Source organism: Faecalibacterium prausnitzii, assembly GCF_003287405.1.
GTDB classification, from domain to species: Bacteria; Bacillota; Clostridia; order Oscillospirales; family Ruminococcaceae; genus Faecalibacterium; species Faecalibacterium intestinale.
In genome coordinates this window covers 263,748-286,378 of record NZ_PRLD01000001.1, presented here as the reverse complement: position 1 = coordinate 286,378, position 22,631 = coordinate 263,748, and the positions used below count along the sequence as shown (strand labels likewise).

At 57.7% G+C, this 22,631-nt stretch carries 23 protein-coding genes; 12 read left to right on the top strand and 11 right to left on the bottom strand.

What is annotated here, in order from left to right:
* Positions 1-325 precede the first annotated feature (325 nt).
* The 3 genes from C4N24_RS01495 to proC are packed head-to-tail and all read right to left on the bottom strand — an operon-like array spanning position 326 to position 3,203.
* Positions 326-1,588, bottom strand: a complete 1,263-nt coding sequence (locus tag C4N24_RS01495; RefSeq protein ID WP_112090028.1) for a glutamate-5-semialdehyde dehydrogenase — start codon at positions 1,586-1,588, stop codon at positions 326-328.
* A 3-nt stretch (positions 1,589-1,591) separates the two neighbouring features.
* Positions 1,592-2,389: a glutamate 5-kinase gene (gene proB, locus C4N24_RS01490; protein ID WP_015538439.1), complete on the bottom strand. Its 798-nt coding sequence runs from the start codon at positions 2,387-2,389 to the stop codon at positions 1,592-1,594.
* A 7-nt stretch (positions 2,390-2,396) separates the two neighbouring features.
* On the bottom strand, positions 2,397-3,203 hold the full coding sequence (gene proC, locus C4N24_RS01485) for a pyrroline-5-carboxylate reductase (protein ID WP_112090027.1): 807 nt from the start codon (positions 3,201-3,203) through the stop codon (positions 2,397-2,399).
* A gap of 270 nt (positions 3,204-3,473) precedes the next feature.
* Here proC and C4N24_RS01480 point away from each other — a divergent pair, with 270 nt between their 5' ends.
* Together C4N24_RS01480 and C4N24_RS01475 are read left to right on the top strand one after the other, a co-directional pair.
* Positions 3,474-4,049, top strand: coding sequence for a TetR-like C-terminal domain-containing protein (locus C4N24_RS01480; RefSeq protein WP_112090026.1), 576 nt, complete (start codon positions 3,474-3,476; stop codon positions 4,047-4,049).
* A gap of 167 nt (positions 4,050-4,216) precedes the next feature.
* Entirely contained in the window at positions 4,217-5,647 is a 1,431-nt protein-coding gene (locus C4N24_RS01475) for a radical SAM protein (RefSeq protein ID WP_112090025.1), read from the top strand.
* A gap of 93 nt (positions 5,648-5,740) precedes the next feature.
* Here C4N24_RS01475 and C4N24_RS15245 read toward each other — a convergent pair whose 3' ends face one another.
* From C4N24_RS15245 to C4N24_RS01465, 4 genes are all read right to left on the bottom strand, one after another.
* Positions 5,741-5,917, bottom strand: coding sequence for a hypothetical protein (locus C4N24_RS15245; protein ID WP_181573030.1), 177 nt, complete (start codon positions 5,915-5,917; stop codon positions 5,741-5,743).
* A gap of 18 nt (positions 5,918-5,935) precedes the next feature.
* Positions 5,936-6,091 (bottom strand): hypothetical protein, encoded by a 156-nt coding sequence (locus C4N24_RS15240; RefSeq protein ID WP_154251456.1) that lies wholly within the window; start codon positions 6,089-6,091, stop codon positions 5,936-5,938.
* A 91-nt stretch (positions 6,092-6,182) separates the two neighbouring features.
* A complete protein-coding gene (locus C4N24_RS01470) occupies positions 6,183-7,436 on the bottom strand; it encodes an AI-2E family transporter (protein ID WP_181573029.1) in 1,254 nt (417 codons plus the stop codon).
* A 48-nt stretch (positions 7,437-7,484) separates the two neighbouring features.
* A complete protein-coding gene (locus C4N24_RS01465) occupies positions 7,485-8,831 on the bottom strand; it encodes a butyryl-CoA:acetate CoA-transferase (RefSeq protein WP_097783900.1) in 1,347 nt (448 codons plus the stop codon).
* A 513-nt stretch (positions 8,832-9,344) separates the two neighbouring features.
* Between C4N24_RS01465 and coaD the strand changes: the two genes are divergently transcribed.
* The 7 genes from coaD (at position 9,345) to acrA (ending at position 16,169) form a co-directional block, all read left to right on the top strand.
* On the top strand, positions 9,345-9,845 hold the full coding sequence (gene coaD, locus C4N24_RS01460; RefSeq protein WP_112090023.1) for a pantetheine-phosphate adenylyltransferase: 501 nt from the start codon (positions 9,345-9,347) through the stop codon (positions 9,843-9,845).
* Positions 9,846-9,926: 81 nt separating this feature from the next.
* On the top strand, positions 9,927-11,144 hold the full coding sequence (locus C4N24_RS01455) for an acetyl-CoA C-acetyltransferase (protein WP_112090022.1): 1,218 nt from the start codon (positions 9,927-9,929) through the stop codon (positions 11,142-11,144).
* 123 nt (positions 11,145-11,267) lie between these two features.
* Positions 11,268-12,053 carry an enoyl-CoA hydratase-related protein gene (locus C4N24_RS01450; RefSeq protein WP_112090021.1) on the top strand — a complete coding sequence of 262 codons (786 nt, stop codon included), beginning with the start codon at positions 11,268-11,270 and terminating at the stop codon, positions 12,051-12,053.
* A gap of 39 nt (positions 12,054-12,092) precedes the next feature.
* The gene (locus tag C4N24_RS01445) at positions 12,093-12,965 is read left to right on the top strand and encodes a 3-hydroxyacyl-CoA dehydrogenase family protein (protein WP_112090020.1); all 873 of its coding nucleotides are present in this window, start codon (positions 12,093-12,095) and stop codon (positions 12,963-12,965) included.
* Between the two features lie 106 nt (positions 12,966-13,071).
* Positions 13,072-14,241 (top strand): acyl-CoA dehydrogenase, encoded by a 1,170-nt coding sequence (locus tag C4N24_RS01440; protein ID WP_112090019.1) that lies wholly within the window; start codon positions 13,072-13,074, stop codon positions 14,239-14,241.
* Between the two features lie 17 nt (positions 14,242-14,258).
* Complete coding sequence (acrB, locus tag C4N24_RS01435) at positions 14,259-15,053, top strand: acryloyl-CoA reductase electron transfer subunit gamma (protein WP_005926210.1); 795 nt, start codon at positions 14,259-14,261, stop codon at positions 15,051-15,053.
* Positions 15,054-15,074: 21 nt separating this feature from the next.
* Positions 15,075-16,169, top strand: coding sequence for an acryloyl-CoA reductase electron transfer subunit beta (acrA, locus tag C4N24_RS01430; RefSeq protein WP_112090018.1), 1,095 nt, complete (start codon positions 15,075-15,077; stop codon positions 16,167-16,169).
* Positions 16,170-16,257: 88 nt separating this feature from the next.
* Here the strand turns inward: acrA and C4N24_RS01425 are convergent, their stop codons facing one another.
* On the bottom strand, positions 16,258-16,626 hold the full coding sequence (locus tag C4N24_RS01425) for a DUF4363 family protein (protein WP_112090017.1): 369 nt from the start codon (positions 16,624-16,626) through the stop codon (positions 16,258-16,260).
* Positions 16,623-17,315 (bottom strand): DUF421 domain-containing protein, encoded by a 693-nt coding sequence (locus tag C4N24_RS01420; RefSeq protein ID WP_112090016.1) that lies wholly within the window; start codon positions 17,313-17,315, stop codon positions 16,623-16,625. Before C4N24_RS01420 ends, C4N24_RS01425 begins: the two co-directional genes overlap by 4 nt.
* 83 nt (positions 17,316-17,398) lie before the next feature.
* Between C4N24_RS01420 and C4N24_RS01415 the strand changes: the two genes are divergently transcribed.
* The 3 genes from C4N24_RS01415 to C4N24_RS01405 are packed head-to-tail and all read left to right on the top strand — an operon-like array spanning position 17,399 to position 20,600.
* Positions 17,399-18,859 carry a spore germination protein gene (locus tag C4N24_RS01415; protein WP_242983151.1) on the top strand — a complete coding sequence of 487 codons (1,461 nt, stop codon included), beginning with the start codon at positions 17,399-17,401 and terminating at the stop codon, positions 18,857-18,859.
* On the top strand, positions 18,856-19,644 hold the full coding sequence (locus C4N24_RS01410) for a hypothetical protein (protein WP_112090014.1): 789 nt from the start codon (positions 18,856-18,858) through the stop codon (positions 19,642-19,644). The genes C4N24_RS01415 and C4N24_RS01410 overlap by 4 nt, the downstream gene beginning before the upstream one ends.
* Positions 19,641-20,600 (top strand): hypothetical protein, encoded by a 960-nt coding sequence (locus C4N24_RS01405; protein WP_112090013.1) that lies wholly within the window; start codon positions 19,641-19,643, stop codon positions 20,598-20,600. The genes C4N24_RS01410 and C4N24_RS01405 overlap by 4 nt, the downstream gene beginning before the upstream one ends.
* Here C4N24_RS01405 and C4N24_RS01400 read toward each other — a convergent pair.
* On the bottom strand, positions 20,597-21,946 hold the full coding sequence (locus C4N24_RS01400; protein ID WP_112090012.1) for a sensor histidine kinase: 1,350 nt from the start codon (positions 21,944-21,946) through the stop codon (positions 20,597-20,599). The two genes, C4N24_RS01405 and C4N24_RS01400, sit on opposite strands and share 4 nt — an antisense overlap.
* Entirely contained in the window at positions 21,943-22,629 is a 687-nt protein-coding gene (locus tag C4N24_RS01395; protein ID WP_015538540.1) for a response regulator transcription factor, read from the bottom strand. The genes C4N24_RS01400 and C4N24_RS01395 overlap by 4 nt, the downstream gene beginning before the upstream one ends.
* Positions 22,630-22,631 lie beyond the last annotated feature (2 nt).

Here is a 22,631-nt window from a genome sequence, read left to right as displayed (position 1 = left end):
CATCAAAAACGCTCTGTCAAGAGAAAACTTTGCTTTTTTAACCTATAAAAACATAAAAGTAATACTTTAACATTGTGAGAAACGGCAAAATCTTGGATACATACCACTATCCAAGGACATCCGTTTTCTGGGAAAAGTGAAATATTTTTCACTTTATGTGCTTGTTTTGAAACACAGTCCATCCCGATAAAACAAAAATACAGACCAAAGCAGCTTGCATCGGCCTGTACAGGAAATTTTTTTCAACTATCAAAAACTTGCTCTGCCGCGCCCGCAGGCCGGACAGAATTGTAAAAAAATTATGAAGAAGCCGGGGCGAGGAAACTCACCGGATCTGCCCGTCACCGTGGATGACGTATTTGTAGCTGCAAAGCTCCTCCAGCCCCATGGGGCCCCGGGCGTGCAGCTTCTGGGTAGAGATGCCCATCTCGCAGCCCAGACCAAACTCTCCGCCGTCGGTAAAGCGGGTGGAGCAGTTCACATACACGGCGGCGCTGTCCACCGCAGCGGTAAAGTGGTCGGCGTCTGCCTGTGTCTGGGTCAGGATAGCCTCGCTGTGACCGGTGGAGTGCTGTGCAATGTGAGCAATGGCTTCGCCTACGCTGTCCACCACCTTGACGGCAAGGATATAGTCCAGAAACTCGGTGTCAAAGTCCGCAGGACCGGCGGGCGTACCGGGAATGATGGCGGCGGCGCGTGCGTCCAGCCGCAGCTCTACCGGCTGCTTGCCCGCAGCAACGCGGTCGGGGCCAAGACGCTGTGCGAGCTTGGGCAGAAACTCCTGCGCAATGGCAGAATGCACCAAACACACCTCCTCGGCGTTGCACACGCTGGGGCGGCTGGCCTTGGCGTTTTCAATAATGTCCAGTGCCTTTGCCTGATCGGCGGTATCGTCCACAAAAATGTGGCAGATGCCGGTACCGGTCTGGATGCAGGGCACCTTGGCATTCTCCACGCAGGCGCGGATCAGCCCTGCACCGCCCCGGGGGATCAGCAGATCCACATAGCCCACGGCAGTCATCAGGGCGTTGGCGGAAGCGTGGGTGGTGTCCTCGATCAGGCAGACTGCGTTTTCCGGCAGGCCGTTCTCCCGCAGCCCCTGCCGCAGTGCCTGCACGATGGCGTTGGCGCTGCGCCATGCCTCCTTGCCGCAGCGCAGGATGCAGGCGTTGCCGCTCTTGATGGCAAGGGCGGCGGCATCGCTGGTCACGTTGGGACGGCTCTCGTAGATGATGGCGATCACACCCATGGGCACGGCGGTCTTTTCGATCACCAGTCCGTTGGGGCGCTCCACCCGCTTCAGCACCCGGCCCACCGGATCGGGCAGGGCGGCAACCTCTTCAATGCCCTTTGCCATGGCGCGGATGCGCTCCTCGGTCAGGGCAAGACGATCCAGCATCACCTCGCTGATATGCCCCTTTGCAGCGGCCATATCAGCGGCGTTGGCGGCAAGGATGGCCGTCATGCTTGCGGGGCTGCACAGCTGCGCAGCCATACTGCGCAGTGCTTGTGCGCGGGCAGCGCCATCAGCCAGTGCCAGCGCAGCCTTTGCCCCGCGGGCGGCTTCCAGAATTTCCTGTGTTGTCATAGCTCAAACCTCCTGTGTGGACAGTGCGGGCTGCTTGTGCCCGGCAAAGCGGGTGCCGATGGGCTTGCCCGCAGCGATATCATACAGCAGCTCCGGGTGTGCGCCGTTGGCAATGACCATATCTGCGCCGCTGCCGGTCACCATGCGGGCAGCCCGCAGCTTGGTAGCCATGCCGCCGGTGCCCAGTGCCGAACCTGCACCGTCTGCCAGTGCCATCACCTCCGGGGTGATCTCTTCCACCAGCGGGATGAGTGCCGCATCCGGGTGGGTGTGGGGGTTCGCGGTGTACAGACCGTCGATGTCGCTCAGCAGCACAAGCAGGTCGGCCTTGCAGCAGCAGGCCACAATAGCGGCCAGCGTGTCGTTGTCGCCAATGGAGGTGATCTCATCGGTGGCAACGCTGTCGTTCTCATTGATGATGGGCAGTGCACCCAGCTCCAGCAGGCGGGTCAGAGTGTTCTGGATGTTCACCCGGCGCTCGGTGTGCTCCACGTCTACGCCGGTAAGCAAGATCTGCGCTACCGTGTGATCGTAGGCACTGAACAGCCGGTCGTAGGTGTACATCAGCTCGCACTGCCCCACGGCGGCGCAGGCCTGCTTGGTGGTGGTATCCTTGGGGCGTGCAGGCAGCGAAAGCTTGCCCACGCCCATGCCGATAGCGCCGGAGGACACCAGAATCACCTCGTGTCCCTCGTTCTTTAAATCGCTCAATACCTTGACCAGTTCCTCTGCATGGCGGATGTTCAGCCGCCCGGTGGGGTATGCCAATGTGGAGGTGCCCACTTTCACAACGATGCGCATGATTCCATTAACCCTTTCCCATTTCCTTTGTTTTGTCGTAAGCAGCCAGCACGGCATCCATCACCGCACCGCGCAGCCCATGTTCTTCCAGTACCCGCACGCCCTGAATGGTGCTGCCGCCGGGGCTGCACACAGCGTCCTTCAGCGCACCGGGGTGCTTGCCGCTTTCCAGCACCAGCTTTGCGCTGCCCAGCACCATCTGTGCGGCGTACTCCTGTGCCTTTGCCCGGGGCAGACCGCAGGCCACGCCGCCATCGGCCAGCGCTTCAATAAACTGGTACACCCATGCCGGGCCGCAGCCGGAAACGCAGCTTGCAGCATCGATCATGCCCTCGGCTACGGCGTCCAGACGCCCGGCGGGAGCCATCAGCTGACAGAAAGCTTCCTCTTCCTCGGCGGTCACGTTGACGGAGCAGTACTGGATCATGCCTTCGCCCACCGATGCCGGGGTGTTGGGCATGATGCGGATGACGGGGTAGTCGCCGCCCGCCATCTCCTGAATGCGTGCCACCGGCAGGCCGGCAGCCATGGTGCACAGCACGAACCGATTGCTGCGCTCGGCAAGGATGAACCGCAGCGGCTCCAGCATGGCTTCCATCATCTGGGGCTTCACCGCCAGAAAGATCAAATCGCAGTCACCGGCGACCTCGGCGTTGGTAGCCGTTTGGCAGCCCAGTTCTGCGGCCAGCGCCTCGGCCTTGGCAGCCGTGCGGTTCGCCAGAAATACATTCTCAGGCTCGGTAGCCTTGCACACGGCGCGGGCAATAGCCCCGCCCATGTTTCCACAGCCTAAAAACCCAATGGTTTTCATCATAATAATAACCCTCCCTCGGCAGGTATGCACTGCATAAAATTCTGCTTCTTATTCATTCTAAGCATAGGGCGGGAGAAAATCAAGACTTTTGTCTTATTTTGGGCGGCTATAATGTAAAAACAGCACCTTCGGGGCGGGCAGTGCACACACAAACTTCATAAAAAGGTAAGAATCTTTACTTGAAATAAGGTCACATTTTGCGGTAAAATAGATCATGGGGTATCATTCACGGAAACGGCAGCGGCGACTGCCGGGAAAGGATGGGTTTTTGTGTCACAAACGACAAAACGGGCACTGGAGGCATCTTTAAAGAAGCTGCTGCTGGAAAAGCCCCTGAACAAGATCACGATCAACGATATCACCGAGGACTGCGGGGTAAACCGCATGACCTTTTATTACCATTTCAAGGATATTTACGATCTGGTGGACTGGATCTTAGCAGAGGATGCCGCCAAGGCGATGGAAGGCCGCCGGGGCTTTGGTACATGGAGCGAAGCCTATCTGGACGTTCTGCACCAGCTGCAGGACAACAAGACCCTTGTGCTCAATGTTTACCGCTCGGTGGGCAGGGAACAGGTGGAGCAGTACCTTTATAGATTGCTGGACCCCATCCTGAAGGACTTTGCAGACCGCGAATGCCACGATATCACCGTACAGGATGCAGACAAACAGTTTGTTGTCGATTTTTACAAGTATGCACTGGTGGGCATGACGCTGGAATGGACCCGCCGGGATATGAAGAACGACCCCAAGCAGATGGTGGAGCGCGTAAGCACCATGATCCACGGGGATTTCCGCCGTGCACTGTGCCGCCTGAGCACCGGCAGCCTGAAAATAGAGGAATGAAGCGTTTTTTGTCCGTGCGGCTTCAATAAAATTTTATCAAATGGTACGCCGTGATGGGTTTTCCATCACGGCGTATTTTCTGTTTATGGCACAAAAACACGCAAAGTAGTAAGATGTGGTCAAGCAAAATAAGAATTTCCAAAGGAATCATTTCGGGAGGAAAAGTTATGAATACATCTCTTGAGAACCTGACCCACAAGATGCAGCGTGCTGCACTTGGTAAAATAGTGGACGTGGCGCTTTCCCACGCCGAGCAAGACCGTGAAAAAACAATGTGCCAGCTGGTAGATGCTGCAAAGCAGTTCTACGGCAGCGGCTTCAGCGATGAGACCTACGAGAACGCCAAAAAGGTGCTGACCGACCCCGACAGCAAGTGGACGAAACTTATCAACTGCGTGCTGGATCAGACCGACCCCCATGTGGCGCGTACCACCGCGCTGAATCTGGGCTACGAAGCCTTCTTCCGCGGAACCAAGACCATCCGCGAGAACCGCGTCAAGTACCAGTGCAATATCCCCTGGCTGATCTTGTTCGACCCCACCTCTGCCTGCAATATGCACTGCGTGGGCTGCTGGGCAGGCGAGTACGGCAACAAGAACAACCTCAGCTTTGAGGATATGGACAAGATCGTTACGCAGGGAAAGGAGCTGGGCGTGTACCTGTATATGCTGACCGGCGGCGAGCCGCTGGTGCGCAAGAAGGATGTGCTCAAGCTGGCAGAAAAGCACAACGATGTGCAGTTTGCCATCTACACCAACTCCACCCTCATCGACGAGCCATTCTGTGAAGAGGTGCAGCGTCTGGGCAATATCGCCTTTATGCTGTCCATCGAGGGCACCCCGGAGACCAACGATGCCCGCCGCGGCGAAGGCCATTATGCCGCTGTGATGCACGCCATGGATCTGCTCAAGAAGTACGGCATCCTCTTCGGCACCTCCATCTGCTACACCCGTCAGAACATCGACGCTGTTACCAACGATGAGTTCATGCGTTTCCTGTGCGAGAAGGGCGCGCACTTCGGCTTCTACTTCCACTATATGCCCGTTGGCAACGAGGCCGCCCCGGAGCTGATGCCCACCCCGGAGCAGCGCAAGTATATGATCGACCGCATCCGGTATCTGCGCTCTTCCGAGTGCGATATCCCGTTCTATCCTATGGACTTCCAGAACGACGGTGAGTTCGTGGGCGGCTGCATCGCCGGCGGCCGCAACTACTTCCATATCAACTCTGCCGGTGACGCCGAGCCCTGCGTGTTCATCCACTACTCCAACGCCAATATCCACGACCAGTCTATTCTTGAGATTCTGCACAGCCCGCTGTTCATGGCTTACCACAACGGCCAGCCCTTCAACAAGAACCATCTGCGTCCCTGCCCGATGCTGGAAAACCCCGAGCTGCTGGAAAAGATGGTGCACGAGACCGGTGCCCACAGCACCGACCTGCAGTCCCCGGAAAGCGTCGAGCACCTGTGCGAGAAGTGCAAGGCTTACGCCGCCGACTGGCAGCCCACCGCAGACGAAGTGTGGTCCCACCACAAGATCCGCGAGAGCCGGTATGAGAACTATAAGGATTGGAAGCCCTCTCAGCCGCTGGATTGAGCTGAAATCTGAATCAAAGCAATAAACGACCCCCGCCCTGTGTTCCTGACTGGAACATAAGGCGGGGGTCTTGCTGTGCATGTTGGCGGCTATTTATTTCTTATCGCTTTCTTTAATTGCCTTTAGAATACAAATTCCCATAGCTAAAACAGGAAACAGCACTCTGAGAGCTAAAAACCCTTGTGGGTCTCCAAAATCGATGTTTGCGTCTGCAAATAGCCCAACGAACCATGCCGCTAAAGTAGAAATGATCGCGATTGTGTAAGTCATTTGTCAAACCTTCGTGAATTATTTCTCGGTTGTGTTTTTGCCCCGTACAAGCATACCGGCAATTGTGATTAAAAGACCTGCGGCTCCACCAACAAAAGCAAAAATATTACTTATAGATAAGGCAATCCCAGCCAGAATAACGGCGATACCCAATAACATCATTTTAATACCCATTAAATCGTTCTCCTTTATATACGTTCTTATAATACGGCATGGCTAAAAAATACCCCGCATCGGAAGTGCTCTGATGCGGGGCAGGGAAGGGTTACTGGTTTTCAGCAGGTTGCGGTGCAGCGGGCTGTGCGGCTGCATCGTCTGCGGGGTCGCCGAACTGGTCGTGATAGCTGTTCAGCAGGGTCAGCTCCTGATTGCGCTGCAAGCCGTGGATGACCAGCTTTTTGATGACATCGTAGATAACGGCAAACAGCGGCACGCCAACGATCATGCCCACAAAGCCCCACAGGCCGCCAAACAGCAGGATGGCGAACAGTACCCAGAAGCTGGAAAGGCCGGTGGTGTTGCCCAGAATTTTGGGTCCGATGATGTTGCCGTCCAGCTGCTGCAAAATCAGCACGAACAGCACGAACCACAGCGCCTTGATGGGGCTCTGGATGAGAATGAGCAGGGTGGCGGGAATGGCACCGATGAAGGGGCCGAAGAAGGGGATGACGTTGGTCACACCGATGATCACCGACACCAGCAGCGCACTGGGGAACTTGAAGATCAGACAGCCGATATAGCACAGCACGCCAATGATGGCAGAATCCATGATCTTGCCGTTGATGAAGCCGCCGAACATCCGGTCTGCGTATTTCACTTCCTCGGTGATCAGCTGCGCCCAGCGGGGACGGACGATGCTGTGCAGCACCAGCTTGCCCTGCTGGACGAACCGCTTGCGGCTGGCCAGCATATACACCGCCACGATGATGCCGATGATCAGGTTCTTGGCCACCGTCACCACGTTCAGCACGCCGATGGCTGCGCCGCTTACGATGTTCTGCATGGAGGGCAGCAGGGTGTTCTTGATCCACGTGTCAAGATTGGTATTCAGGGCAGCATAGGCCGAATTGAGCAGCTCCATGATCTGTTCGTTGTTTTCAATAAACTCCAGATGGTTTGCCCAGTACATGAACCTTGTAATGTTGGCCTGCGCGGTGTAGTACAGGGTCGTCACGCTGGTGATCAGCTGCGGCACGATCATCATGACCAGCGCATACACCAGCAAAAGTCCGAACAGGATGGTGAGTGCCACGGACAGCGCGTTGATCAGACCGTTCATCTTTTCCGGGATGAACCGGCGCAGAAAGTTTTCGATGCTGTTGCATACCGGCTTGAGCAGATAGGCAATGACGGCACCGTAGATAAAGGGCATCAGGATGCCGGTCAGGGTAGAGATAGCTGAGCCAAAGCCGTCAAAGCGGTAGATAAGGAAAAAGAAGATGATGCTCAGTGCAATGGCACCAAACCCTGCGAGCATCCCATAGAGATACGGTTTGATGTGCGGCTTTTTGTCCATCATGACAAACTCCATTCCTGCTGCGGGCAGCGGGAATACCCACAGCGCTTATTAAATTTTGTTGCTTCTGCGCCAGATGTGCAGCTTTTCAGCCTCGCGGATCAGCTCCTCGCGGAAGTCCGGGTGTGCGACGCTGATCAGAGCCTCGGCCTTTTCCCAGGAGGTCAGGCCCTTCAGGTTCACGCAGCCATACTCGGTGCACAGGTAGTGCACGTTGGCGCGGGTGTCGGTAACGATGCTGCCATTCTCCAGCGTGGGACGGATACGGCTTTCCAGCTGGCCGGTCTTTTTATTAAAGAAGGTGGAGGACAGGCAGATAAAGCTCTTGCCGCCCTTAGAAAGGTATGCGCCCAGCACGAAGTCCAGCTGACCGCCTGCACCGGAAATGTGCTTCACACCGGCGCTCTCGGCGTTCACCTGACCAAACAGGTCGATATCCACGGCATTGTTGATGGAGATAAAGTTGTCCAGTGCGGAAATGCTGCGGATGTCGTTGGTGTAGTCCACCGGGGCAGACATACACTCCGGGTTATCGTTCAGGTAATCGTACATCTTCTGGGTGCCGGCACCAAAGGCGTAGACCTGACGGCCCTTGTCCAGCTGCTTGCGGCTGCCGTTGATCTTGCCGGCCTTGGCAATATCCACAAAGGCATCCACATACATCTCGGTGTGCACGCCCAGATCCTTCAAATCGCTCTGCGCGATCAGCCCGCCGATGGCGTTGGGCATACCACCGATGCCCAGCTGCAGGCAGGCACCGTTGGGGATCTGCGGCACAATGAGGTTGGCTACCTTCAGGTCCACCTCGGTAGCGGCACCGGCAGCAGCCATCTGACCGATGGGGGGATTTGCGCCCTCCACAATGCCGCTCACCTGAGAAACGTGTACGCAGTTCTCCATGCCGCCAAGGCAGCGCGGCATATTGGTGTTGACCTCCACGATGATCTTCTTGGCCTTTTCACACACGGCACCCAGATGCGAAGCGCTGGGGCCAAAGTTGAAGTAGCCGTGCTCGTCCATGGGGGTCACCTGAAATACTGCCACATCCACGGGGTCACTGCTCTCGCGGTAGTAGCGGGGCAGCTCAGAGTAGCGGATGGGGGAGTAGAAGGAGAAGCCCTGCGCAATGGCCTTGCGCTCAATGCCGCCCATGTGCCAGCTGTTCCAAGTCATGTGGGCAGCGGGGTCGTCGATCTGGAAGATCTCCGGCACCCACATCAGGATGCCGCCCCGGAAGTTGACCCCTTCCAGCTCCGGCAGGCGCTTTGCCAGCTCGGCATCCACGGCCACAGGGGTGTTCACAGCCCAGCCGTAATCCACCCAGTCGCCGCTTTTGACCAGAGCGGCAGCCTGCGCAGCAGTCATAAGCTTCTGTGCGTACAGTTCCTTGCAATCCATTATAAACCATCCTCTCTTAAAATACATAAAAGAATTGTAAACAATTCTGTGCGGACAAATGATGCAGCTGTTTTACGCCTGTTTTACGCCTGTTTTGCGGAATGCACACCGTTTTGCCACATCTGTATGGTAACCTTATAAACAAGGCAGCAGTGTGTGCTCAGCTCCGCGCAGAACAGCTCAACTTAGTTATAACATTAACAAAGTGTAGAATCAATAGTTTTGGCTAAAAAACAGCCAGTATAGCATAATAAACAGTTTTCTTAGCTTTATGTGGGGATTGTTTGGTACGCAAAAAACAAAAAAGTTGAGAAAAAGTCTTGATAAAATTTTGACGATGTGCTTTACTAATAGCGTGGGAAGCAACTGCGGAGCAGTGCGGAATGGTTCGTTTAAAATTTAACGATAAATCGCACCGCAGCAGTTTCAGGTTGCACCCAAAGCTGGAAAGTGCTATCATGGCAGAACCACATCGCGCTTAGTAATTACAGCGCACAAGGAGGACACTGACCGATGGCAACAGCAGTTTATCCCGGGTCGTTCGATCCGGTCACCAAGGGACATCTTGATATCATCAAGCGCGCAGCAAAGATCAACGACCACCTCATTGTGGCGGTGCTGATCAACAGTGCCAAGCATCCGCTGTTCACAGTGGAAGAGCGGGTGGCTATGCTGCAGGAATGTTGCAAGAACATCCCCAACGTGACCGTGGAAAGCTTCGACGGCCTGACCGTGGAGTTCGCAAAAAAGCGCCACGCATCCGTCATGGTGCGCGGGCTGCGGGCGGTAACGGACTTTGAAAACGAGATCCAGCTTGCGCAGACCAACCACGCACTGATGCCCGGCATCGAGACCATGTTCCTTGCCACCAGCATCAAATGGAGTTATCTTTCCTCCACCATTGTAAAGGAAGCAGCGTATTACGGCAGTGACATCAGCAAGTTCGTCACACCCAATGTGGAAAAGGCCGTCAGCGAAAAATACGCCCAGCTCCGGGAGAGGGAAGAGACCTGATATCGCAAAAATGCCGCAGGGCGTTTTGATAACTGGGTAACCGATAAGTAACACACATACACAATTCAGGAGGCTATTCACATGAAAAAGATCGTTATCGCATCTGCATGCCGCACCGCTATCGGCAAGTTCGGTGGCACTCTGGCCAACGTTCCCGCTGTTGAGCTGGGCTCCATCGTCATCAAGGAGGCTCTGGACCGTGCAAACGTCAAGCCCGAGCAGGTCGATCATGTTTACATGGGCTGCGTCATTCAGGCTGGTCTGGGCCAGAACGTCGCTCGTCAGGCTGCCCTGAAGGCTGGTCTGCCCATCGAGACCCCCGCTGTCACCGTCAACGTGGTCTGCGGCTCCGGTCTGAACTGCGTGAACATGGCTGCTCAGATGATCGAGGCAGGCGATGCTGATATCGTTGTTGCAGGCGGCATGGAGAACATGGATATGGCTCCCTTCGCACTGCAGAAGGCTCGCTACGGCTACCGCATGGGCGCTCCCATGGGCAAGAGCGAGATCGTGGATACCATGGTCAACGATGCACTGTGGGATGCCTGCGGCTTCAACAAGCACATGGGCATGACCGCTGAGAACGTCTGCACCAACGAGACCTACCAGAAGAAGTACGGCTACAGCCCCATCACCCGCGAGATGCTGGACGAGTTCTCATACAACAGCCAGCTGAAGGCTGACAAGGCCATCAAGGACGGCGCCTTCAAGGACGAGATCGTTCCTGTTGTCATCAAGGGCAAGAAGGGCGACACCGTGTTCGATACCGATGAGGGTCCCCGTCTGAGCGCTCCCGAGGTTCTGGCAAAGCTGAAGCCCGCCTTCACCAAAGACGGCATCGTCACCGCTGGTAACTCTTCCGCCATCAACGACGGCGCTGCTGCTCTGGTCGTCATGAGCGAGGAGAAGGCTAAGGAACTGGGCGTGAAGCCTCTGGCAACCTGGGTCGCCGGTGCTCTGGCAGGCGTTGAGCCCGAGGTCATGGGTCTGGGCCCCATCGCTGCTACCAAGAAGGTCATGGCTAAGACCGGCATGACCGTTGCTGATATGGATCTGGTCGAGGCCAACGAGGCATTCGCAGCACAGTCCATCGCTGTCGGCGAGGCTCTGGGCTTTGATAAGGACAAGCTGAACGTCAACGGCGGCGCAATCGCTCTGGGTCACCCGGTCGGCGCTTCCGGCGCTCGTATCCTGGTCACCCTGCTGTACGCTATGAAGCACCGTGGTGCTCACAAGGGTCTGGCTACCCTGTGCATCGGCGGCGGCATGGGCTGCGCTACCATCGTTGAGATGGACTAAGCACTTTTTCTCTGAATCCTGATTGAACCACAGACCCGGAGCGCCGGAGGGAACCGGAGAGCCCTCCTGCGTTCCGGGGGCTGTTTTGAAAAAACTGAACTGTATGAAATGGAGGTTTTCACAATGGCATTTGTAAAAACCGAGGTGCAGGGCGCTGTTGAGATCATTACCATCGACCGTCCCAAGGCACTGAACGCCCTGAACCCCGAGGTTCTGGCTGACCTGAAGGCTGCTTTTGAGGCAGTCGATCAGGAGACTATCCGCTGCATTGTTCTGACCGGCGAAGGCGACAAGAGCTTTGTTGCCGGTGCCGATATCGGCTCCATGAGCACCATGACCAAGGCAGAAGGCGAAGCTTTCGGCAAGCTGGGCAATGATGTGTTCCTGATGATCGAGCATTTCCCCATCCCCGTCATCGCAGCCGTCAATGGCTTTGCACTGGGCGGCGGCAACGAGCTGGCTATGAGCTGCGATTTCCGCATCTGCTCTGACAACGCTGTGTTCGGTCAGCCGGAAGTCGGTCTGGGCATCACCCCGGGCTTTGGCGGTACCCAGCGTCTGGCTCGTCTGGTCGGCATGGGCATGGCAAAGCAGCTGGTCTACTCTGCTCTGAACATCAAGGCTGACGAAGCTTACCGCATTGGTCTGGTCAACGCCGTGTATCCGCAGGCTGAGCTGATGGAGAACGTCCTGAAGCTGGCCGGCAAGATCGCAAAGAACGCTCCCATTGCTGTGCGCAACTGCAAGAAGGCAATGAACGACGGCATCAGCCTGCCCATCGAGAAGGCTGTTGAGGTCGAGGAGAAGCTGTTCGGCGATTGCTTCGAGACCCACGACCAGAAGGAAGGCATGGCCTGCTTCCTGTCCCGTGAGAAACCGAAGCCCAAGGCAGTGTTCACCAACAACTAATCCATTACATAATTTTTGATATTAAAGGAGAGATTTCCTATGAAGATCGGTGTTATCGGCGCTGGCACTATGGGTCAGGGCATCGCAAAGGCATTTGCACAGGTTGAGGGCAACACCGTTGCTCTGTGCGACATCAAGCAGGAGTGGGCCGAGAATGGTCTGGCAAAGATCAAGAAGGGCTACGAGAAGCTGGTCGCTAAGGGAAAGATGACCCAGGAGAAGGCTGACGCGATCGTCGCCGCCATCACCCCGGGCCTGAAGGAAGATCTGTGCGCAGACTGCGATCTGGTCGTTGAGGCTGCTTTCGAGGATATGAAGGTCAAGCAGACCACCTTCGGCGAGCTGGATAAGATCTGCAAGCCCGAGTGCGTCTTCGCTTCCAACACTTCTTCTCTGTCCATCACCGAGATCGGCAAGGGTCTGACCCGTCCCCTGATCGGTATGCATTTCTTCAACCCCGCAGACCGCATGAAGCTGATCGAGGTCATCGCCGGCTGCAACACTCCCGTTGAGACCGTTGAGAAGATCAAGGAGATCTCCGTTGCTATCGGCAAGACCCCCGTTCAGGTCAACGAGGCTGCCGGCTTTGTGGTCAACCGCATCCTGATCCCCATGATCAATGAGGCTGCCTTCATCAAGATGGAGGGCGTTTCTGATATCGCCGGCATCGACACCGCTATGAAGCTGGGTGCTAACCACCCCATGGGACCTCTGGAACTGGGCGACTTCATCGGTCTGGACATCTGCCTGGCCATCATGGACGTGCTGTACAACGAGACCGGCGACAGCAAGTACCGTGCCTGCCCGCTGATCCGCAAGATGGTGCGCGGCGGCAATCTGGGCTGCAAGACCGGTAAGGGCTTCTACGTTTACAACGCAGACCGCACCAAGACCCCGGTTGACCAGCTGTAAGTTCTGATAAACATTTCTCCCGGCTGCGGGGAAAGCAGTCGGGAGGAATTTGTTTGCACCGGGCTATTCCGGTAAATGAAAAAAGACCTGTTAGGAGGATATAGCGATGGATTTTACTCTGTCCAAGCAGCAGCAGATGGTGCAGAAAATGTACCGCGAGTTTGCTGAGAACGAAGTCAAGCCTCTGGCAAAGAAGGTTGACGCAGAGGAATACTTCCCCAAGGAGACCGTCGAAAAGATGGGCAAGCTGGGCATGATGGGCATCTATTTCCCGACTGAGGTCGGCGGTGCAGGCGGCGATGTGCTGTCCTACGTCATGGCCGTGGAGGAGCTGAGCAAGGTCTGCGGCACCACCGGTGTCATCGTCTCTGCTCACACCAGCCTGTGCGCTGCTCCCATTTACGAGAACGGCACCCCCGAGCAGAAGGCTAAGTATCTGCCGAAGCTCTGCAGCGGCGAGTGGCTGGGCGCTTTCGGCCTGACCGAGCCGGGCGCAGGTACTGATGCGCAGGGTCAGCAGACCATTGCCAAGGAAGATGGCGATTACTGGGTGCTGAACGGCTCCAAGATCTTCATCACCAACGCCGGCTTTGCTGATGTGTTCATCGTCATCGCCGTTACCGATAACGTGTTGGATAAGCGCGGCCGTCCCACTAAGCTCTGCTCCGCCTTCATCGTGGAGCGCACCGACCCGGGCTTCTCTGTTGGTAAGGCAGAGGACAAGATGGGCATCCGCGGTTCTTCTACCTGCGAGCTGATCTTTGAGGATTGCCGTATCCCGAAGGATCGTATGCTGGGCGTGCGCGGCAAGGGCTTCCAGCTGGCTATGGCTACGCTGGACGGCGGCCGTATCGGCATCGCTTCTCAGGCTCTGGGCATTGCTGAGGGCGCTCTGGAGGAGACCGTTGCTTACGTCAAGGAGCGCAAGCAGTTCGGCCGTGCTATTGCTGCTTTCCAGAACACCCAGTTCGAGCTGGCTGAGATGAAGGCTCGTGTTGAGGCTGCGAAGTATCTGGTTTATGCTGCCGCTCTGAAGAAGCAGCAGGCTATGGATGGCGCAAAGGTTCGTTACAGCGTCGAGGCTGCACAGGCCAAGCTGATCGCAGCCCGCACCGCAAGCGATGTGACCCGTCGCTGCCTGCAGCTGTTCGGTGGTTACGGCTACACCCGTGACTACCCCATCGAGCGCATGATGCGTGATGCCAAGATCACCGAGATCTACGAGGGCACCAGCGAAGTGCAGATGATGGTCATTTCCGGCGCGCTGCTGAAGTAAGGGAGGCAAGAGTTACAATGAAAGCAATTGTTTGTGTAAAGCAGGTTCCTGATACCTCCGGCAAGGTGTCCGTCAAGCCCGATGGCACTCTGGATCGTGCATCCATGGCAACCATCACCAACCCCGATGACCTGAATGCTCTGGAGGCTGCTCTGAAGCTGAAGGACGCCACCGGCTGTGAAGTCGTTGTTGTCACCATGGGTCCCCCGCCGGCAGAGGGTATGCTGCGTGAGCTGCTGGCCCGTGGCGCTGATAAGGCCGTTCTGGTCTCCGGCCGTGAGTTCGGCGGGTCCGATACCTTTGCAACCAGCCAGATCCTGGCTGCTGCCGTCAACAAGATCGGCGTTGGCCCCGAGGACGTTGTGTTCTGCGGCCGTCAGGCAATCGATGGCGATACCGCACAGGTCGGCCCCCAGATCGCTGAAAAGCTGCATCTGCCGCAGGTCACTTACGTTGCCGACATCCAGAAGGATGGCAACACGCTGACCGTGAAGCGTATGCTGGAGGACGGCTACATGATGGTCAAGGTGCAGACTCCCTGCCTGCTGACCTGCATCAAGGAGCTGAACGACCCCCGCTACATGAGCGTGAACGGCATCTTTACCTGCTACGACAAGCCCATGGAAGTGTTCGACTACAACGCATTGAAGGACGATCCGCTGATCGAGGTGGACACCATTGGCCTGAAGGGTTCTCCGACGAACGTCTTTAAGTCCTTCACTCCTCCGCAGAAGGGCGCAGGCACCATGCTGCAGGGCGACGATGTTGCTGCCCAGCTGGCTGGCATCCTGGCCAAGAAGCACCTGATCTGATGAAAGGAGCATAGGATTACAATGGCTGATTTTAACGAATACAAGGGCGTATGGGTCTTTTGCGAGCAGCGCCAGGGCGCACTGATGTCCACTGACTTCGAGCTGGTTAGCGAGGCCCGTAAGCTGGCCGACGAGCTGGGCTGCGAGGTCACCGGCCTGCTGCTGGGCGACAACGTGGAGGGCATTGCCAAGGAGCTGGGCGGCTACGGTGCCGACAAGGTTCTGGTGTGCGACAGCCCCCTGCTGAAGAATTACACCACCGACGCATACGCTAAGGTCGTGTGCGATATGGTCAACGAGTACAAGCCTGAGGTGCTGCTGATCGGCGCTACCAACATCGGCCGCGACCTCGGCCCCCGCTGCGCAGCCCGTCTGCACACCGGCCTGACCGCCGACGCTACCCATCTGGATATCGACACTGCAAAGTACATCGACTTCCTGAAGGAGAGCTCCACCATCGACCTGTCCAAGCAGAAGTTCGATATGGAAGACCGCAACCTGAAGATGACCCGTCCCGCATTCGGCGGCCATCTGATGGCTACCATCATCTGCCCCCGTTTCCGTCCCCAGATGTCCACCGTGCGTCCCGGCGTTATGAAGAAGGCTCCCTTCGATCAGGCCAAGGCTGATGCCTGCCAGATCGTCAAGCCCGCCTTCAGCCTGACCGCTGAGGACATCAAGACCGAAGTGCTGAGCGTGGAGAAGGCCGCTGAGAAGCTGGTCGACCTGATCGGCGCAGATGTCATCGTCTCCGTGGGCCGTGGCATCAGCAAGGATGTCAACAAGGGCATCGAGCTGGCCGAGCAGCTGGCAGCCGCTCTGGGCGGCGGTGTCGTGGGCGCTTCCCGTGCCGTCACCGATGCAGGCTGGATGACCGCTGACCATCAGGTCGGTCAGACCGGCAAGACCGTGCACCCCAAGATCTATGTGGCTCTGGGTATCTCCGGTGCCATCCAGCACACCGCCGGTATGCAGGATTCTGAGTGCATCATCGCCGTCAACAAGAACGAGGGTGCTCCCATCTTTGGTGTTGCAGACTACGGCATCGTGGGCGACCTGTTCAAGGTCGTGCCCGAGCTGATCAAGCAGATCGAGGCAGCAAAGGCTGCTCTGTGATCATCTGTCCCCGAGCATATTTACAATAGCATAGCCTGAATTGTGGGAGGGCGGTTCTTCGGAGCCGCTCTCCTTTTTTGCGTGCCGCTTACACCAGCCGCCGGGCAAGCCATTCCAGCCGCTCCACCTCTACCTGTGCGCGGCGCAGCTCGCCCAGCGCATCCTCGGTGGCCTGCTGCTCAAGGTATCCGTCCGCCGCCCGCAGTGCAGCTTCCAGCTCTGTGTAGTCAGCAGTGCGCAACAGATGGCTCATGGTCTGGCGCATGGTGTCGCACAGCTCTGCGCCCTCGGCAAGCGCCTGCCGTGCAGTGGGGAGATCCTTCTGCCGCGCAGCTTCAAGGGCGCAGTCCAAGTCAGCCGAGATGTCCTGCGCAAAGCCCTGCACCCGTCCGCTGCTATAAAGAGATATCCCCAGCAGCGCAGCTACGATCAGGATACACGCATAGATCCGCTTCATCGTTTCCCTCCCGGCTGACGGCCTTCCTTTTTCAGCAGAAAATAGTCCTCGGTCTCGTTGCCGATAAGCAGTAAGATCTCCTGTGGCAAAACCGTGTTTGCCGTGGCGGTGCGTTCCAGCCACGCACGGTCTTTGCCGCACCAGCGCAGATTATCCTCCAGCACCTGTCCGTCCAGCACAAAGGGGATGGTGGCCTGTGTCTGCTGCACCTTCAGCTGCAAGTCGGACAGGGTGGCTGCTTCCTGCTCCGGGCGAAGCGCCGCCGACAATGTGCCGTTCGTTTCAATGACGGCGTAAGACACCCTGCGTGGGTCAAAGATATCCTTGCCGCGCAGCGCCTCCATCAGGTCAGCGGTGGTCAGCCGCAGCATCCGCAAAGCGTTCTGATCGATCTTTCCGTCCAGAATGACCGTTTTGGGTCGCCCGGAGAGAAAATTGAAGAATTTCTGGCTGCGGAAGCTCACCACTGAACCCAGCAGTTCCAGCGCCGCAATGAGGAACAGCGGGATAAGACTGGCGGTGATTGGCACATCCTCCGATTCAATGGAGATGGACGCCAGATTGGAGATCAGGATGGTGGATACCAGCTCCTCCGGCTGCAACTCTCCCAGCTGACGCTTGCCCATCAGCCGCATGGCAAACAAAACGCAGAGATACAGGATAATGGTGCGGCAAAGCAGCAGTTTCATGCACAAACCCTCCCGGTGCGGTGTGCGCGGCGTATTCCGCTGCGGCAAAGCGGGCATACTGCACATACAAAGGAGTGATAGATGTGCAGCAGCTTTCGCAAAGCCTTGCGGAAAACCTGTCCGCGCTTGATGCTAGGTTTGGCAAGTCGGCAGATTATTATGCGAAGAAGATCGTTTTATATGGCTGTCCGGGATGTATCGTAATGTTTGACGGCATGGCAAGCTTAGATTCGCTCTGGGAACTGTTGCTGGACGCTGCCGGACGCCAGTCTGCTTCTGTCCGGCTTACCGGCACACAGGCCTATGCGCATATCCTGCACGGTTCGGCTTTTCCGGCTGAGAGCGCCCCAGTGCAGGATCTGCCGCAGCTCGTAGCGCGGCTGACAGCCGGCATGGCTGTGCTGCTGTTAGAGGGATGCAGCAGCGGTATTGTTTTTTCGGTGCAGGGGCTCAAGTTCCGCTCTGTGGAAGAGCCATCCGGCGAGGGCAATCTGCGCGGCAGCAGGGAAGGCTTTACCGATCTGCTGCGGGTGAACCTGAGCCTTTTGCGCCGTCTTGTCCGCACCGACACCCTTGTGCAGGAGGCTGCACAGGCGCACACCTGCTGCAATACAGAGTACGCCCTTTGCTACTGCAAGGACCGTGCCGACCCCGCCATGGTGCGCCGGGTACGTGCCATTTTGCAAAGTGCAAGGCCGGAGCTGCTGCTGGATTCCAGCTATTTTGTGCCGTGGCTGCTGCCCGGCAAGGCGCGGCTGTTCACCCCGGTACACTATACCGAGCGCCCGGCGGTCGCCGCCGCGAAGCTCTGCGAGGGCAAGCTGGTAATTTTGGTCAACGGCAGCCCCTCAGCGCTGGTGCTGCCGGCGCTCTTTAGTGAACAGTTCGAGTGTCTGGATGATTACGCTTCTACGGCGGCGTTTTCCTCTTTTCTGCGGGTGCTGAAATATTTTTCTTTCTACCTTACGGTGTTCTTACCGGGGGTCTTTGTGTGCGTGGCGGTGTATCTGCCGGAGCTTTTGCCCCCGCAGCTGCTGTATAAGATCGAAGCAGCCGAAAAGGCTACGCCGCTGCCCCTTTTTGCCGAGATGCTGCTGGTGATCCTGATCTTAGAGATCATCCGGGAGGCCGGGCTGCGGATGCCGCAGTCGCTGGGGCACTCGGTCAGTCTGGTGTCGGCGCTCATCATCGGAGACGCCGCCATTGCCACTGGGCTTATGAGCACCCCGGTCATCTTTGTGGCTAGTATTACGGCCATTGCGGTCTTTGTCACCCCGGGACTGTATGAGCCCGCCACCCTTTTGCGCATCGGCACGGTGCTGCTGGCAGGGCTTGCCGGGCCGGTAGGGCTGGCAGCGGCGTTTTTCGGCTTTCTGCTCAGTATCGTCAGCACCGAAGCACTGGGCGTGCCATACCTTGCGCCGCATCCGTTCCCACAGCAGCCGCTTTCCGAGGATGGTGTTCTGCGCCGCAACTACCAGCAGCTGTCCCGGCACGGGTTCAATATCTGGCAAAAACGGGAGAGGGGGAAGCGGCAGACATGAAGCAGAAAGCAGGATATTTTACCCCAGCAGCGCTGACCCTCAGCGTGGTCACAGCAGCGCTGGCAGATGGCATCCCGCAGGGTGTCCCGGTGCGCCGGGCACTGTGGCTGGGCGCAGTCAGCACGGTGTGCCTGTGCATTCTTTCAGCGCTGGCTGCGGCGGCGCTGCTGAACAAAGCACCCTCCTTCGCGGTACGGTTGGCATTGACAGCAGGGCTTTTTATGGAGCTGGCACACATCATCGTGCAGGCACAAGGGCTGTGCGCGGCAGAGTTTTCCTCCATGGCGCTGCTGGGCTTTCTGCCGCTGCTGCTCTGGGCGGGGTGGGGCATCCGCCCCGCAAGCTGGAATGCCTCGGCGCGGGTGCTGTGGTGGTTTGTAGCCGTGGGCGGCGTTATCTGCCTGCTTGGGCTTGCAGGACAGCTGCACTGGTACCGGCTGTTCACCCCGGCACAGCCGACTGGAACAAACTGGAGCGTACCGGTCTATGCAGAATACTTTGCCGGAGCCCTTTTGTGCAGCGCCCGGTCTGTTCGCCGCACGGTCTGGCTGCCGGTATGGGGCTTTGCGGTGCAGGCTGCGGCCTTGCTGGGCGGCGCTTTGCTGTTTGGCAGCGGCACATACCCCCGGTTGGAGCTGCTGCGGGCGTGGAGCAGCGGCAGCTTTTCCCGCATGGATGCGCTGCTTTTGCTGCTGTGGCTGCTGTGCGCTGTCTACCGGGCGGCCATGCTGTGTGCCGCCATCCGCTTGCTCTGGCAGCAGCCGGAAGCTGAGGTGCAGCCATGAGAAACGCAAAATCTTACAAGCTGCTGCTGTTTTTACTGCTGACAGGGTGGTGCCTTTTGTTCCTGCGGTGCGAGAGCACCGAGAAAAGCATGGTGCGGGCAGTGTATCTGGCACAGAGCGAACAGGGGTATCAGGCAGGGCTGCTTTATCAGGCACCGCAGGCCGCCGCCGATGCTGCCGATGTCACTGCTGCATTGCAGTTTGTGCAGGCAGAGGGCCAAACGATGGAGCGGGCACTGGATGCGGCAGAGCAGGCACTGCCCCAAACCGCAAGCTACCGCCTGTGTGATTACCTGCTTCTGTCAAAAGCGGAAGAACCCTTATTAACAGAATACGAACAGCTTGTGCTGCGGCGCGGCTGCGGACGCACGGCGGCAAGGCTGCTTTGCGCCGAAGGGGAGATAGACCGCCTTGCCGCACAGGCCGCTTTACCGGACGCCCTGATGGCACAGCTAAAGACCGCAGCGCCCACCGCACCCCGGCTGTATGAGCACACAGAGCAGGGGCTTCTGCCCATTCTCCGGTGGAACGCGGAAGAGGTGTCTTTGCAGGAGGGCGGTGTTCTGCACACTGTGGTGGGTAATACGCTTTTGTCCCCGGAGCAGGCCGAGGTGTACCGTCTGCTTACCGAACAAGACGGCACCCGGCAGCTCTGGCTGGAAGGGGAGCGCATCGGCATCCGGCGCTGCACCGTTTCAGTTACCCTGCAAAAGGCGCAGGTACTTGTGCGGCTGGACTGTCAGCGTGCCGCCCACAGCCCGCTGCCCACGCAGGCGCAGCAGCAACAGCTTGCGGCGCAGTGCACGGCCCTTTTGCAAAGCTGCTGGCAGCAGGGCGTGGATGTGCTGCACCTGCAAGCCCGGGCAGCGCTGCGGGACGGCAGCGGCGCAAGTTTTGACCCAACAAAAAACGCCTGCCCGCAATTGCGGACAGACGTGCATTTCATGCTGTATTAAGAGGCAGTGGGGAAGGTAACGGTGATGGTGGTTCCAACGTCTACCTGACTTTCCAGCTTGATGCGGGCATTGTGGATGCGGGCAATGTGCTTGACGATGGCAAGCCCAAGTCCGGTGCCGCCGGTGGCCTTGCTGCGGCTCTTATCCACCCGGTAGAAGCGCTCGAACACGCTGGACTGTGCCTCCCGCGGGATGCCGATGCCGTTATCTGTTACGGTCAGGGAGCAGTGCCCGTCCCGGCTGCAAGCGGTAATGATCTGCACCTTGCCGCCCGGGCGGTTGTAGCGGATGGCGTTGTCGCACAGGTTCTGGCACAGTTCATCCAGCAGCGCGCGGCTGCCCAGCACCGGGGCACTCTCGCCCAGATAGGTCAGGGAGATATAGGCGCGGCGTGCATTCAGTTTCTGGCGCTCCACGCATTCCTTGGCAACATCCAAAAGGTCTACCGTTTCCATCACCGGGGCGTCCCCGGTCTCGCTTACGGTATCCAGTTTGGAAAGCTGCAAAATGTCGTTGACCAGCTGGATCATGCGGGTGGCTTCGCTGTGGATCTTGCGGCCGAAATCCGGCACATCCTCCGGCTTTGCAATGCCGGTCTCAATCAGCTCTGCATAGCCGGAAATGCTGGTCAGTGGGGTCTTGAGCTCGTGGCTGACATTGGCGGTAAACTCCTGCCGCATTTTCTCGTTGTTCTCCCGCAGAATGCGGTCAGAATGGATGCTTTCCGCAAAGGGAATCAGCTCCCGGTAGGGCACGTTTTCCTGAATGTGATCCAGATCCTCGGTCATGTTCAGCACCGGCTGTACCAATGCCTTGGTCAGCAGAGCAGCCAGCACCGCAGCGGCCAGCATCAGCGCTACACAGCTCAGTACGATGGCCGGGATAGTGGAGTCGTAGATAGACCATACGGTCTCGGCGTCCTGCGCCACGCGCAGCACGTCCCCGCCGGAAAGCCGGAGCGCGTAGTAATAGGTCTCGTAGCCCATGGTCTGGGAATCGCGGATGTTCCGTCCCTCGCCGTTTGCAATGGCATCGCGGATCTCCGGGCGGGTCAGATGATTTTCCATAGGCTGGTCGGTGGCAGATTCAAACAGTACGCTGCCGTCCTGACTGATCAGTGTCACGCGCAGATCATCGGTCACAAAGGCACTCAGCTGCGCGGGGTCTCCGGTCTGCTCGTACCCGGCGCGCACAAGGTCGCTCTCGCGCTCCAGCCCCGACCACGCCTGCGCCGTAAAGGCTTTATGGAATACAAAAATGCACAGCGCTGCGGTGAATATAAGCCCCAGAAAGCCCATCAGGAACAACCGGTAGCTGATTTTTTCTTCCATGCTGCGCAGCTTCATTCTTCTTCGGCCTCCTCATCGGTCAGCTTGTAGCCCACCTTGCGCACGGTGCAGATGTAACGCCCCGCGTCGCCCAGCTTTTTGCGCAGGGTGCGGATGTGCATATCCACGGTACGGCTCTCCACCGAGATGTCGGTGCCCCACACCACCTGCAAAATGGTCTCGCGGGTCACTACCAGACTGGTGTTTTCCAGCAACAGCCGCAGCAGGCAGTATTCTTTGTAGGTCAGCTCCACAGGGGTGCTGTTTACCGTAACGCTGTGGCGGGCGTTGTCCAGCTGAATTTCATGGAACACCAGCACGTCCGGTCTTACCTCCGGGGCAGAGCGCCGTAGTGCCACACGCACCCGGCTGAGAAACTCCATAATGCCAAAGGGCTTTGCAATGTAATCATCCGCGCCGCAGTCCAGCCCGCGCACGGTGTCCAGCTCGCTGGATTTTGCAGTGACCATAATGATGGGCAGTTTGCGCAGGGAAGGGGTATTGCGCAGCTTTTTCAGGATGGAAAAGCCATCCTCGCCGGGCAGCATCACGTCTAAGATCACAAGTTCCGGCTCGGCGGCACGCATAGCCTGCCAGAAGGGCTCGGCACTTTCAAAGCCCTGCACCTCGTAGCCATTGGATTGCAGGGCATACTGCTCCAGTTCCCGGATGGAAGCGTCGTCCTCTACGATATAGATCATAA